This is a genomic window from Thalassotalea sp. SU-HH00458, from assembly GCF_040362795.1.
Taxonomy (GTDB): domain Bacteria; phylum Pseudomonadota; class Gammaproteobacteria; order Enterobacterales; family Alteromonadaceae; genus Thalassotalea_H; species Thalassotalea_H castellviae.
On the sequence record NZ_BAABWW010000001.1, the window covers coordinates 52,664 to 66,058 of the forward strand.

At 36.4% G+C, this 13,395-nt stretch carries 13 protein-coding genes and 1 other RNA gene; 4 read left to right on the forward strand and 10 right to left on the reverse strand.

Annotated elements, in window-relative coordinates; all coding sequences use genetic code 11:
* Nucleotides 1-5: 5 nt before the first annotated feature.
* A complete protein-coding gene (locus ABXH06_RS00230) occupies nucleotides 6-353 on the forward strand; it encodes an outer membrane protein assembly factor BamE (RefSeq protein ID WP_353516890.1) in 348 nt (115 codons plus the stop codon).
* 105 nt (nucleotides 354-458) lie between these two features.
* Here the strand turns inward: ABXH06_RS00230 and ABXH06_RS00235 are convergent, their stop codons facing one another.
* On the reverse strand, nucleotides 459-857 hold the full coding sequence (locus tag ABXH06_RS00235) for an RnfH family protein (RefSeq protein WP_353516891.1): 399 nt from the start codon (nucleotides 855-857) through the stop codon (nucleotides 459-461).
* Nucleotides 838-1,281: a type II toxin-antitoxin system RatA family toxin gene (locus ABXH06_RS00240; RefSeq protein ID WP_311577544.1), complete on the reverse strand. Its 444-nt coding sequence runs from the start codon at nucleotides 1,279-1,281 to the stop codon at nucleotides 838-840. Before ABXH06_RS00240 ends, ABXH06_RS00235 begins: the two co-directional genes overlap by 20 nt.
* A gap of 142 nt (nucleotides 1,282-1,423) precedes the next feature.
* On the opposite strand from ABXH06_RS00240, the gene smpB reads away from it, so the two are divergent.
* Both smpB and ABXH06_RS00250 read left to right on the forward strand, forming a co-directional pair.
* Entirely contained in the window at nucleotides 1,424-1,912 is a 489-nt protein-coding gene (gene smpB, locus ABXH06_RS00245) for an SsrA-binding protein SmpB (protein WP_311577548.1), read from the forward strand.
* 263 nt (nucleotides 1,913-2,175) lie between these two features.
* On the forward strand, nucleotides 2,176-3,063 hold the full coding sequence (locus tag ABXH06_RS00250) for a dienelactone hydrolase family protein (RefSeq protein ID WP_353516892.1): 888 nt from the start codon (nucleotides 2,176-2,178) through the stop codon (nucleotides 3,061-3,063).
* 101 nt (nucleotides 3,064-3,164) lie between these two features.
* Here the strand turns inward: ABXH06_RS00250 and ssrA are convergent.
* The 8 genes from ssrA to ABXH06_RS00290 form a co-directional block, all read right to left on the reverse strand.
* Nucleotides 3,165-3,513: a transfer-messenger RNA gene (ssrA, locus tag ABXH06_RS00255) on the reverse strand.
* A gap of 149 nt (nucleotides 3,514-3,662) precedes the next feature.
* Nucleotides 3,663-5,057, reverse strand: coding sequence for a polysaccharide lyase family 7 protein (locus ABXH06_RS00260; protein ID WP_353516893.1), 1,395 nt, complete (start codon nucleotides 5,055-5,057; stop codon nucleotides 3,663-3,665).
* 190 nt (nucleotides 5,058-5,247) lie between these two features.
* Nucleotides 5,248-6,198: a polysaccharide lyase family 7 protein gene (locus ABXH06_RS00265; protein WP_353516894.1), complete on the reverse strand. Its 951-nt coding sequence runs from the start codon at nucleotides 6,196-6,198 to the stop codon at nucleotides 5,248-5,250.
* Nucleotides 6,199-6,391: 193 nt separating this feature from the next.
* Nucleotides 6,392-8,317 (reverse strand): hypothetical protein, encoded by a 1,926-nt coding sequence (locus ABXH06_RS00270; RefSeq protein WP_353516895.1) that lies wholly within the window; start codon nucleotides 8,315-8,317, stop codon nucleotides 6,392-6,394.
* A 581-nt stretch (nucleotides 8,318-8,898) separates the two neighbouring features.
* On the reverse strand, nucleotides 8,899-9,324 hold the full coding sequence (locus ABXH06_RS00275; RefSeq protein WP_311577564.1) for a DUF3010 family protein: 426 nt from the start codon (nucleotides 9,322-9,324) through the stop codon (nucleotides 8,899-8,901).
* Nucleotides 9,325-9,431: 107 nt separating this feature from the next.
* The gene (locus ABXH06_RS00280) at nucleotides 9,432-9,671 is read right to left on the reverse strand and encodes a hypothetical protein (protein ID WP_311577567.1); all 240 of its coding nucleotides are present in this window, start codon (nucleotides 9,669-9,671) and stop codon (nucleotides 9,432-9,434) included.
* A gap of 88 nt (nucleotides 9,672-9,759) precedes the next feature.
* Nucleotides 9,760-10,758, reverse strand: a complete 999-nt coding sequence (locus ABXH06_RS00285) for a Gfo/Idh/MocA family protein (protein WP_353516896.1) — start codon at nucleotides 10,756-10,758, stop codon at nucleotides 9,760-9,762.
* A gap of 268 nt (nucleotides 10,759-11,026) precedes the next feature.
* Entirely contained in the window at nucleotides 11,027-11,506 is a 480-nt protein-coding gene (locus tag ABXH06_RS00290; protein ID WP_353516897.1) for a GNAT family N-acetyltransferase, read from the reverse strand.
* Nucleotides 11,507-11,781: 275 nt separating this feature from the next.
* Between ABXH06_RS00290 and ABXH06_RS00295 the strand changes: the two genes are divergently transcribed.
* Nucleotides 11,782-13,311: a dipeptidase gene (locus ABXH06_RS00295; protein ID WP_353516898.1), complete on the forward strand. Its 1,530-nt coding sequence runs from the start codon at nucleotides 11,782-11,784 to the stop codon at nucleotides 13,309-13,311.
* Nucleotides 13,312-13,395: the final 84 nt, after the last annotated feature.

A 13,395-nucleotide genomic window follows, 5' to 3' on the forward strand; every position in this document is an offset into this window, starting at 1 on the left:
TCATCATGTTGTTTCGAGTTTTAGCTTTAAGTTTAGTTTTATCAATTTCTGCCTGTTCAAGCTGGGTCTTCCGGATTGATATTCCACAAGGAAACTATTTAGAGCAAAAAGATGTCGACAAGTTGCAAGTGGGTATGACCAAAGAACAAGTAAAGTTTGTACTCGGTAGCCCGGTAGTTTTAGATGCTTTTAATAAGGATACATGGCATTACGTTTATCGTTTTAAGTCAGGTAGAAGTGAAAATTTAAACGCGAAAAAACAATTTACCGTGAAATTTGAAGATAACAAACTAGTTTCTGCTGAAGGCGATTTCGAATTACCAGAAAGCTACCACACACCAATGGTTAACTAACCTAAAACATTTAATCCCCTTTAATCGAATTCACAGGAGCTTAATATTATGCTCCTGCAATATCGATATACCGCTAACTACAGTGATATCGATAATACAATAATGTTATTCGGATTTAGCACGTCGAGGATCAACCCGTCCACCGGTTACTTTATCAGCTCGACCTTCTTCTTTGGCTTTTTCAGCACGACGTTTACGCACTTCTTTTGGATCAGCAATTAACGGACGATAAATTTCAATTCTATCTAAATCATTTACCGTATCAGTGAGCTTAGCAGTTCGATTCCAAATCCCGACCTTATTTACCGTTAAATCTATTTCTTTGAAACTTAACAAAATGCCTGATGCGATAATAGCCTGCTCAACCGTTACTCCCTCTTCAACCTCTAAGGTTAATAACGCTTGCTCCGTTGGTGTGCCATAAACTACTTCAATCTTTATTAATGTTTGTTTTTCATCAGCTTGTGAGCTGTTTATGTCTAAACTATCCAACTTTTGCTCCATAAACATCTTTTGCACGTTGCGTAAACGCTTGAACCATATTATTTGCTAAGCTATTAAATACTCGACCAAAAGCTAAATCAAATACCTTACTCGAAAATTCATAATCTAAGTGTAAACTTATTTTACATGCTTCATCTGATAACGAAGTTAATTGCCAACTTCCGGTTAAAGATTTAAATGGACCGTCGACGAGCGTCATCTTAATTTCACTATTTGATATTAGCGTATTTTTAGTGGTGAACCATTTTTTCAAACCGCCTTTGGCCACCAATAAACCTGCAACCATTTCATGCTGATCTTCAGAAATAATTTTACTATCGCCACAATCGGGGATAAATTGCGGATAAGCAGCGATATCGTTGATAAGTTGATACATTTGCTCAACACTAAACATGACTAACGCATTACGACTAATTGACGCCATTTAACCCCCTAAAAATAAAGCGATATCATAGCAAAGCTTATCAAAAAAGGCATTAACCTAAATCAAGTTTGGAAAAATCAAAAATAGTCATTTAATTAGCGATAATTCTCCGTATAATGTCGCCGTTAACAATGGAAAGATAATGGCAAAAAAGAAATTAAAAAAATCAAATAGCAATACGATTGCACTCAATAAAAAAGCGCGTCATAACTACTCTTTAACGGATAAGTTTGAAGCGGGATTAAGTTTGCAAGGTTGGGAAATAAAAAGTATCCGTAGCGGAAAGGTAAACATTTCCGATTGTTACGTGCATATTAAAAACCGCGAAGCTTATTTACTGGGTGCTGAAATCATGCCCTTAAACGCGGCTTCAAGCCATGTAGTTTGTGATGCTAATCGGGATCGTAAATTATTATTAAATCGACGCGAGTTAGATAAACTTATTGGCGCGGTAGAACGTGACGGTTATTCATTAATTGCAACAGCAATGTACTGGAAAGCTTGCTGGGTAAAACTTGAGTTTTATTTAGGTAAAGGCAAAAAAGATCACGATAAACGTGCAGATATCAAAGATCGTGAATGGGCCGTTGATAAAGGTCGCTTAATGAAAAATAAAAATTTAGACCGTTAGCACGCCACCAGAAAACAGCGTAGCCAATCCTCTGGACAATTTTTATCAACTCCCTAGCTCAGATAAAAATTGTCCACAATAACCTTTCACCAGTTTTCATCACAAATATGGGGATTCTTCCCATGAAATATTCCCGTCGACTAAAACCGATAAAGTTGGACAAAAAGTCAATATCCTTTCTGGCTCAAGGTGAAAAATGATGCTACTTTTAAACCTTAATCATGCTTATTCCTTCTAGCTAACAAACTGTAAAGGCCACTCATATGAAAGAACAATCGACTCAAATTCCACAAGAAGCGTTTGATTGGTTTGACGATTATGCCCATGGCGGAATGGACCGTCGTGACTTTATGAAAAAATTAACCACTTTAGTTGCCTTAGGTTACTCAATGACAACGCTAACTTCAGCCCTATTGCCTAATTATGCTTTAGCTGAGCAAGTATCTTTTAATGATGATGATATTATTGCAAGTTACCAAGAATTTGATTCTCCTCAAGGCCATGGCAAAGGCCGAGGGTATTTAGTAAAGCCAACAACTAAAAAGAACACTTATCCAGTGGTATTAGTCATTCATGAAAACAGAGGTTTAAACCCATACGTAAAAGACGTAGCAAGGCGATTAGCAAAACAAGGTTTTATCGCCTTTGCACCTGATGCACTATTCCCTGTAGGTGGTTACCCTGGCAATGATGATGACGGTAGAGCAATGCAACGCAAGCTAGACCGAGGTAAAATTCAGCATGATTTTGTTGCTGCAGCCAACTTTTTAAAGTCACAACCTTATAGCAATGGTAAATTAGGTGCTGTCGGTTTTTGCTTTGGTGGTTATATGGTGAATTATTTAGCCGCTGTCGATAGCAAGTTATTAACGGCTGGTGTACCTTTTTATGGAACTCCGGCAACGAAAGAACTGAGAAAAAATATTAAAGCATCTATGATGATCCAACTAGGTGAGTTGGATGAAAGAGTCAATAAATCTTGGCCAGAATACGAACAAGACTTAAAAGCGCAAAATGTAGATTATCAAATGTATATGTATAAAAACGCTAAACATGGCTTTCACAATGATTCTACGGCCAGGTACGATAAAGAAAATGCTGAATTAGCATGGCAACGTACAACGGCATTTTTTAAAGAGAAATTAACTTAATGATAAATAACCGTTGGACTTGAGTTTGGCGGTTAATTTTTTGCTGAGTGACTAAGTATTGATATAACAATTATTTAAAAGAAAGGTACTCTAAGTTGCATTTGGACCTGGGGGGAATCGAACCCCCGTCCAGAAAGCCTAGACCTTCGGTACTACATGCTTAGTCGATTATTTATTTAACCAATTAGACGCCAACCGACAGGCTTCGTCATGGTGAGCTTAATACTATTTCGCGGTTCAGCCTTAAGCGTGCTTCCCTCGCTATCCTATTTGGGGTGACCATCAATCCTCTAAACAACAGGACAATTTATGAGGTGATGGCTAGCCTTAAGCGGCTAGTGCGAACGTTTCGTCGTTTGCAATTATAGTTTTGCGGCTTTTTACCAGGCCAACCGCCCCTGGGCATGCACCTCAAGCTTCGTGAATCCTGTCGAATCCTAGATCAAGCCCGTTGCAACGGAGCACATGTCATATATAGTTATATACATGTCAGTGCAGGTCCAAATGCAACCTAGATGTCCAACTATTCTATCACAGTAAATTTAGCCGACAACGGTTATTTAACAATTTAACGCTATTCGACTAATTTACGAACAATGTTACCCATCGTAGTTTATATGACTATTGTCTATTTTATAAAATGTCGCTTGAACATAGTCTTTCGGATCACCTGAATTGTTTTGATTATAAACACCGGCTTTAAAATACATATATTGGCCACCTGAATCATATCCGCTGTTGCTCATATCAATGACTTCGGTAATATCTGATTCGCCAGATCTGGTTAATGTGAATGTAAGAAAATTGCCAGACACCGAAATTTGATAGCCAAATCGTTCATTTAATTTGATGCCATTGGCTGGGTTTTCGGCACTTTTAGACCGCGTACCAATTAATTCGTAATAAGTATCATCGCCATCTTTAATTTCATGCGCTAAATAAATGGCACCTTTCTCGTTGTTAGGTAATTTTCGATAATAAACACGAATGGGTTCGTCATCATTTGCATGTATTTGACCTATGATAACCCGTCCTACTTGTGAGCTATCCCCTGTTTCTGTAACGAAATTTACCGACAACTCAGCAGTTAGCGTACCATCCACTCCTCCGGCCGCAGATTGATCACTTGCTGGTGCACTGGAGAACACCCAATTGTTTTTGTTCACCCCTTGGGTACTTATATTTGTATTCCCGCGTCTTAGCATCTCTCTTAATTCCGTGCGGGTATATTTGGTATTTGACGACGTTTTAGCGCCTTCGATAGGCGCTCTAAAAACCATGCCCCCTTCTTTATCTAAAAAGAAGAATTCAGCATTAAAATAATTATCGTTGAGTGTTGATTCATAAATACTTTTCGCTTTTGAATTGGTGCTTTCATCAACAGGAATACTTAAATACCAATCGTTTAGTTCTATCGACGAAGTTATGTTCTCCCGACAACCAAACGCTTCAACCTCAACGATATGATTACCATCACTTTTATCACTGCCATTGGCAATTATTTTAATATACTTGGCAGAACTTTCGGTTACCGCTATATATTCACTACGGTTTGTTTGTGAGTTACTTATTGCCGAAGTTAATACCGGTAACCATTCTTCTTTATCTTGAGAAGTTGCTATATCAAAACTATAGCTTCTTTCATCAGTATTTAACCAGGCGATTGAAATCCCTTTTACTAGTGAAGTTTCATCGAGGGTTAGAATTAAATCATGTTGTTCATTAGAGGTAGACCAGCGATTCGTTTCTAAAAATGAACCATCTATCGCTTTACTCGCTTCAAAGCCTTGCATTTGCGACTGAACCGATGCTTGTGCTAATTCGAGCTTATTTAAACTTGCACAAGTAATAAGCTCAATTTCAACTTCTGGCGTTTCAGGTGTACTTGGTTGCTCTTGAACGGGGGTTTGCACTACTTCGTCAGATGATGATGAACCACAGCCTTGTAGAAAAAATATGATGCTAAGAAATATAAAATAGTGTCGTAAAAGCACTTAAGCCTCCAACATTGTAATAAACAATGGATATTTTTTGATTGCTGAATATAAAAACTTCATTGGCGTCTTCTTGCTACATTTTAAATAAAAAGATCGGCAACGTTTTAGTTATTATTGATTAGTACTGCTGAAATAATTTTCCAGCAGTATGTGTTCATTTGTTTAGAAAAGGTTTAATCCGTAAAAATTAACGTTTTTTATGGCTGTTTTCTAATTGATAAAAGGTAGCTTGTACATAGTCTGTTTTGTCACCAGTATTGTTTTGATTATAAACACCGGCTTTAAAATACATATATTGATCACTTTTGTGGTAACCACTTTCACTCATATCAACTTCTTGTACGACATCGGCTTTACCTGGACGCATAATAGTAACCGTTAATAAATTACCATCAACATGAATCCGATAACTGAAAACTTCGTTAAGCAGCACTCCATCAGGATCGTCTTTGGCATTACTCGCACGAGAGCCAATTAAGTCATACCACTGTTCATCCCCCGTTAAAGGCTCATGAGCCATATAGATTGCACCACGTTCATTGTTCGGTAATTTTCGGTAATACAAACGAACAGGTTCATCATCTTTGGCATGAATTTGTCCGATGATGACACGACCAACTTGTTTCTCATCACCTGTGGTTGTGACATGGTTAACGGCGAGTGTCGCATCAAGCGTTCCATCGACACCGCCTGATTTTTTTCTTACGGATCTTTTTACTGTGCTAAATACCCAATTATTTTTGCTAATACCTTTTGTTTTGATCCTAAGGTTACCGGCTCTTAACATTTCACGTAATTCAGTCCGAGTATATTTGGTATTTTTAGACGTTTTAGGGCCATCAATTGGCGCAGTAAATACCATTCCACCATCTTTTGCCGTATAAAAAATAGGCGCAATAGTTAACCCCTTTGATAAATAATTTTCCGGAATATTATCTGCAATTCCATCCTTATTGGTATCAACAGGTAAGCTAATACTCCATTGGCTCAAATCAAAATTTTTAGCGGGTGTTAAGCTAGGATCTAACTTAATGATTTCGCCTCTAGTGTTTCTCAGCTCATTACTTTCAGCATAACTCTGTCCCGTTAAAGTTATTAATAACAGTAAACTTAGCAATGTTTTAATTGAAACCAACATTTTTTCACCTTATTTATCCTCGACTAATCATTGATTAGTACAAGTTTACCTCTGTAAAACTCAATTTAATTTTTCGTCAGTTGTCGGTAGAACATTCAGACTTAATATAAATAGAATAAAAATAGCGCCAATATAAGCGCTATTTTTGTATCTTGATTAATGACTTAACCAACGTTAATTATACTTTTCGCTTTTATAATCTGTCAGCAACAACCGCTTCTGCAGTGCTTGAATTATAAGGCGAGTCAGGGTTATCTGTATCTAAAGAATCACCTACTGTATAACTTTCAAAGTCATCTGCAAATACTTCTGTAGTACCTTCCATATCTGAATATAGTTTAAAATCATCGACTAAGAATGCAGCATCAGTTACGCCACCATTGTCACCAATTTTAAAGATCACCGTTGAAACCCCATCAGTCGTTAAGTCTGGACCTTCTTTTGTAGATGAAAGAAAAGGACCATACATAACATCATCAATCGTTAATGTTAACGAAGTCACTTCCGTGGTACTTGAAGAGTCCCAGGTCATTTCAACATCATGCCACTCGCCTAAGGTGTAAGTAACTTCACTTAAAATAGCGTCTTCATTATTACGAATTTGGAACACGCCATTTTGAATGCGTAAATCAATCACAGCGTTATTTGTGCTAGTTGAGCTACCGTATAAGCCGATATAGGCATCTTTACTATCATCCATTGTTTTATTAAATGAAACGGTCAGTTTACCTTGCTCTAACATTGAATCTTTGTAACGTAATTCGCCCGCATCATCGGTCATAGTATCGGTAATTGAGGCAACATTGAAATTAGGCTCAGCCGGTTCTTCTGGCTCTTCTTCAACTAAACGCTCAGCTTCTGCAACTACCGCTTCAGCAGTACTAGAGTTATATGGAGAGGCCCCGTTATCAGTATCTAAAGAATCACCTACTGCATAACCTTCAAAATCATCAGAGAATACTTCAGTCGTTCCTGCAGTATCTGAATACAGTTTAAAATCATCCACTAAGAATGAAGCATCAGTTAAGCCACCGTTATCACCTAATTTAAAGATGACCGTAGATACACCGTCAGTGGTTAAGTCTGGACCTTCTTTTGTAGATGAAAGAAATGGACCATACATTACGCCATCAATCGTTAATGTTAACGTAGTCACTTCTGTAGTACTTGAAGAGTCCCAAGTCATTTCAACATCATGCCATTCATCTAAAGTATAAGTAACTTCACTTAAAATAGCGTCTTCATTATTACGAATTTGGAACACACCATTTTGAATGCGTAAATCAATCACAGCATTGTTGGTACTAGTTGAGCTACCGTATAAGCCGATATAGGCATCCTTACCATCATCTAATGTTTTGTTAAATGAAACGCTCAGTTTACCTTGCTCTAACATTGAATCTTTGTAACGTAATTCGCCCGCATCATCTGTCATGCTATCGGTAATTGATGCAACTTTCGTGATCTCTACAGCTGGAGGAACAATAATTTCATCCGTAACAGGTCCAACGCCTTCAGACGTTGCCATCTCATCAAATCCGTCATTATCTGTATAAACAACAGAAACGGTGATAATCGAACCTAGTTCAGCCGCAGTTAAGGTGTAAGTTGAAGCATTTGAATCAGCAATATCTGAACCATCAACCATCCAAGTGTAAGCAACTGGCGTTGCTCCCGTGCCATTAGGATCTGTGATTGTCGCTTTTAGCTCACCGTCAACGACAGCATCACCAGAAATAGCAACAGTCCCTTCGGTATTCACCGCAGGAAATTCTACTGTGCTAGAAGGATTAGATTTAGCTACCTCATCATAACCATCATCATCAGTATATGAAGCCGACACGGTTATTTTTGTAGCAGCATCTGCCTCTACTAATGTGTATGAACTTGAAGTTGCACCCGAAATTACCACATCGTTTGCCATCCAAGAATAAGTTACCGCAGCAGCGTCATAACCATTAGTGTCAACCAAGTTTGCTGACAATGATGAACCAACTATCGTGTCACCAGAAATACTTATTGAGCCAATTGAGTTACCTTCTTTATTGCCTTCAAAGTCATTATCACATGCACTTAATGCCAATAGAATTGGCAAACTCATTAATAATTTCGTTTTCACAATCATTATTCCCCTAATAAATTATTGTATGAACCATTTAAGTACTAAAAAGAAAACTAATTTTGTTATTTATATTTCTTTTGTACTAAATACTAGATACGATACTCTCAACAGCTTACCAATTTGTCAACCAAAGTTTTTAAAAATATCTTAATGAGAACACAAAATCGGTAAACCAACTCGGTTAACAATAGAAATATTTCAGTCCATTAATTCACATTGTATTTAACATAGTAAAAGGATTGAAATTTATACAGATTGGTCATCAATTTTTCATTATTGTTCTGAATAATTGTTTATTTCCATCTCACTTTCACCACAAAATGATAGGCAATAAATTAAGTTGATTTAATTTAGGTATGATTAACTTGCTATAGAAAGGTTTATTACAGAAAAACAAAAACGAGTAATAAAACACTGCATTTATAAATGGTAAATTTTTTTATCAAAAGGCTCGCAAAAAAAACATTACCAATTTAAAGGGTATTGGTAATGTTTATTTTAAATAATTAAGGATGATGTGTAAGTTTAACATAAGCACTTTTTCTACAAAGTGCTCTAAAAACGTTGAATTTTAAGAGTTAATTATTTTCCAAATATGAAAAAACTGTTTGGAATGCCGTCTCTTGAAGATTTTTTAAACCTGTGTCTCTAAAATCTATATTCACTTGAGATTTTGCTAACGTATTTTTGACATAGCTTGCCGATAATATTTCTACCGGTAAATTATTAATTAATTGAATGGCCGCTTCTAATTTAAAACCAACAGGCCCACCAGAAAACTTACCTTTTAATGCACGACCTTTAATAACAACTTTATCAATTTTATAATCTTCAACCAACTTAGCAAAAGCAAATTGAAAATCTCGTAAATGATCGGCATCGCCTGCATCTTTAATGGATATTTTAGGCACTCTAATGTGTGGAATATCATATAAACCATTAGCTTTAGACATCACACAAATAATGGCATCACTACCTTTTAACTCTACACCACAAACTTTCATAATTTTCCTCACGTATAATCTCGCGTTATTATATGTGAGATTACCGTGATCTGCTGCTTTTTATTAAAATAATTAATAAATAATTACCCTACTTTAAATAACACCGCTTAGTTTTCTTTTTTCAACTTTATGATTAAATCAATGTGAGGAATCAGTTCTTCAATTTCTCTGATATGATCACGCAGTGATTTCCACTGACTTAACTCTAATTTACCTGAATCTAAAATAGCTCGTTTTAATTCACTCACTAAAGAATTTTCATCTTGTTGGCCAATAAATTCATTAATTCGCAATAAATCATCAAGATCTGATTGTGAAAGAATTTCTAATTCTTGTTCAGCTACCACAGCAAATACCTCACTTTACAAAGAAAAACTTATATTTATTAAAGACAATAAATAAGTATATGATTGAGTATAGCTTAGCTTATTTTATTCACACGTTATCATTAGGGTAAACAATACTTTGCTGAGCTCTCACTTGCTCTAACACTTGTAATACAAGCAATGATAATTGCCATGAGTTAACCGGAGACTCAATGCGCTTTGCAGCAATCAAATCCAGAAAGTGCTGACATTCATACACCATTTTGTTGCTATTTTGCTCAACGGAGAGTGTTTGTTCTTCACCATCATTTAATAGTAGCTTTACTTGATTAAATTCAGATGAATGTTGCCAAACAATCCGACCGTTTTCACCTTGTAATTCGCCAATGTTTTCACCAGAGCTGACCTTTGAATGACTGATCACCGCTTGCAATTGCCACGATTTTTCATAACTTAATAACACATCACCACAACCATCAACACCAGATGCTAATTTAGTACACTGACTCTGAACATTATCCGGCTCTCCAAACAATGAAATAGCAGCATAAAGCGGATAAATACCGATATCGACTAACGAACCGTTAGCGAAGGCTAAATTAAAAGTATTGGGATTATCTCCATGTAAATAGGCCGGATAACGAGAAGAATACTGGCAAAAACTAGCCGTGAATTTTCTTAATGGTGAGATTTTATCTAATGAATTTTTAATGGTTAAAAAGTTTGGTACAAATGAACTTAGCATAGCTTCCATTAAGCAAACATTGTTTTGTTTAGCACTAGTTACCATCGCCTGAAACTCATTGCTATTCACGGCAATCGGTTTTTCACACAATACATGCTTGCCCGCATTCATCATTTGAATCGCTTGTTGAGCATGGTAGCTATTGGGTGAAGCAATATAAACGGCATCAATTTCTTGGCATTGTCCTAGCGCTGACAAATCAGTGAATACATGCGCTGCGTTATGATCTTTTGCAAACGCTTGTGCGGTTTCTTTGCCGCGAGAATATACGGCATGTAGTTCAAAACGTTGATCTTGTTTAGCTGCTTCAATAAACATTTTAGTAATTTTACTGGTGCCTATTACGGCAAATTTTACTTTCATTTGAGACCTTAAACTTTACTGAAACTATTCGCTCAAAACAAAAAACAGCAACCCCATAATTACTCTTTCTATTGATGTTTGAACAGTACTTTTATTTGTGTTCCCTAAACACCTGTACTTTGGCACAAGTCTATAGATGTTTTCACACTTTAATGATTAATATTTCAAAGTCACAGATGACTGTTCCTAAAATTAACCATCTAACGACTCTTACTCACCAGTAAAAAATACTGTCAAGGGTAAGCGTTATACCAATAAATTTTAAACGTTAACGAGCAAAGTCTGTTAACGTTTTTCCTGACATTCTATAACCTAACCATTCATGTTGTGGTTCTGCGCCCAGTGATTCATAAAACTCGCGAGAAGGAGTATTCCAATCTAAACAACTCCATTCAAAACGACCACAGCCTTCATTTAAAGCGATGTTGGCTAATGCTTTTAATAAAGCAATGCCTGCACCTTGCCCGCGATACTCGGGCGAGACATATAAGTCTTCCAAGTAAAGTCCCGGTTTTGCTAACCAAGTAGAATAATTATAAAAATACACAGAAAAGCCGATTGCTTTACCATCAAGCTCACAAATCAAACCATGTACACCACCTTTCTCACCAAACATACTTGATTTGATCGTCTCTACTGTAGCTAGCACCTCATGTTCAGCCTTCTCGTAAATCGCAAGTTCACGAATAAAGTATAAAATGGTTTCTGCATCGTCAATCGTTGCAGTTCTGATGTTTAAATTTGACATATATTACTCTATAAAGTGGGGGTTATTTATTAAAACATAGGGATGACAAATGTATTTCAAACGTGTAGAAATTTCATTTAGTTCCATATGATCATTTTTTAAAACTTTAACTAACTGTATAAGTTTATTTTTTTATTTATTGTAGCTGTTTTTACCTTGAACCAGTTAATATATTAACGGTCTACGTTATCAGTTTATATTTGAGTTAATCGATTACATTCAAATGATGTATGTTAGCTGATTTGTTACTTTACTTATATCTGAAAGGAAATCTTGTGTTAAAAAATCTGAAAAAATTATCCTTACTATCCCGAACCGTATCGATAGTAACCATGCTCATATTTTCTGTTAATGCTATGGCTAACACTGTGAGTGTTCTTGCAAAAGATACCGCACAATACGCGGTAGAAACCTACAAAAAAGACATGATTAACAGCCTCAGCCAACTCGTAAAACATAATACGGTTGCTGTTGAAGGAATTAAATCTACCGATAATCCTGAGCATATCGCCTTTAAGAAAACCTTAAAAACTCAAGCTGAGCAGTTAGGTTTAGATTATCAAGATGACGGTTATGTGGTAATAATCGGTTTAGGTGATAGCCAAGAAAGACTAGGTATTATCACCCATGGTGATATTCAACTAGTTAATCCAGCTAAATGGGCTAAATCTCCTTTTGAATTAGATAGCACCACCGAACCGGGAAAGTTAATTGCTCGAGGCAGTGAAGATGATAAAGGGCCAATCTCTTCTGTACTATATGCCATGAAAGCCATTAAAGACAAACATATTAAATTATCTAAACGTATAGAGCTCTATGTATATATGGCGGAAGAGTCAGACTGGGGACCTTTACAAGAATATGTGAAGAATAATGATCTCCCGCAGATAAACATTACTACTGATGCAGAATATCCTGTTGTTACTGCAGAAAAAGGCTATGGCACATTAAAAATAGCCTTTAATAAACAAGATAAATCTAGCAGCTTAGATCCATATATTAGTCATTTTGAGGGGGGATATTTTGGCAGTCAAATTCCCGAAGATGCTAAAGCCATTATCGAAAATGCAGACATTACATTGCTACAGAAATTAATGGACAAGGTCCAGTTTTATCAAGGGATCTCTTTTGATTTAACCTTAAAAGACCAGCAATTAATAATTACCGCTTTAGGGAAATCAGCCCATTCTTCAAAACCTCAAGAAGGGGTAAACGCTATTCCCTATTTAGCAGACTTATTGTCCAATACCCGTTGGCCCAATAATGGTGCCGGCACGTTAGTTAATTTTATTAACGATAATATTGGCTTAGGATTAGAAGGAAAAAAATTCGGCAATATCGCATACACTGACGACTTTATGGGTCCGATGACGGTGTCTCCAACGGTAATCAAACAGAATAAAAACAATCTTGAATTAAATATCAATATAAGACGACCGAGAGGTAAGAGTGAACAGCAATTGCGCAATGAAATCAATCATGCCATTGCCAGCTGGAAATTAAAAAATATGGCTGATATTACTGAGTTAGATCATTATATTGGCGAACCCTTTGTACAAAATAAAGCCCCACAAATCGAGACATTATTAGCTGTTTTCTCTCATTTTACTGGCATAACAGATGCCAAGCCCATTTCAATTGGCGGTGGTACAAACTCTCGTTTATTCCCTAATGCGGTATCTTTTGGGCCGTCAATGCATGGTGCAGAATATACTGGACATTCTGAACATGAGTTTATTACCGTAGAACAATTTGCTCTTAATTTAAAAATGTATACCGCAGTTATGGTTGAATTAGCCAAATAACGATAGGTAATTAACTTAACAAGTAAAATGCACAGACAAAAAAGGCGAGTCAACTGACTCGCCTTTTCTATATATTAATACTGT

Bases quoted from the DNA above. Each gene is read 5' to 3' on its own strand.
- ABXH06_RS00265 (WP_353516894.1), bottom strand. From the start codon at position 6,198: ATGTTGGTTTCAATTAAAACATTGCTAAGTTTACTGTTATTAATAACT.
- ABXH06_RS00285 (WP_353516896.1), bottom strand. From the start codon at position 10,758: ATGAAAGTAAAATTTGCCGTAATAGGCACCAGTAAAATTACTAAAATG.
- smpB (WP_311577548.1), top strand. From the start codon at position 1,424: ATGGCAAAAAAGAAATTAAAAAAATCAAATAGCAATACGATTGCACTC.
- ABXH06_RS00235 (WP_353516891.1), bottom strand. From the start codon at position 857: ATGGAGCAAAAGTTGGATAGTTTAGACATAAACAGCTCACAAGCTGAT.
- ABXH06_RS00275 (WP_311577564.1), bottom strand. From the start codon at position 9,324: ATGAAAGTTTGTGGTGTAGAGTTAAAAGGTAGTGATGCCATTATTTGT.
- ABXH06_RS00240 (WP_311577544.1), bottom strand. From the start codon at position 1,281: ATGGCGTCAATTAGTCGTAATGCGTTAGTCATGTTTAGTGTTGAGCAA.
- ABXH06_RS00290 (WP_353516897.1), bottom strand. From the start codon at position 11,506: ATGTCAAATTTAAACATCAGAACTGCAACGATTGACGATGCAGAAACC.
- ABXH06_RS00250 (WP_353516892.1), top strand. From the start codon at position 2,176: ATGAAAGAACAATCGACTCAAATTCCACAAGAAGCGTTTGATTGGTTT.
- ABXH06_RS00230 (WP_353516890.1), top strand. From the start codon at position 6: ATGTTGTTTCGAGTTTTAGCTTTAAGTTTAGTTTTATCAATTTCTGCC.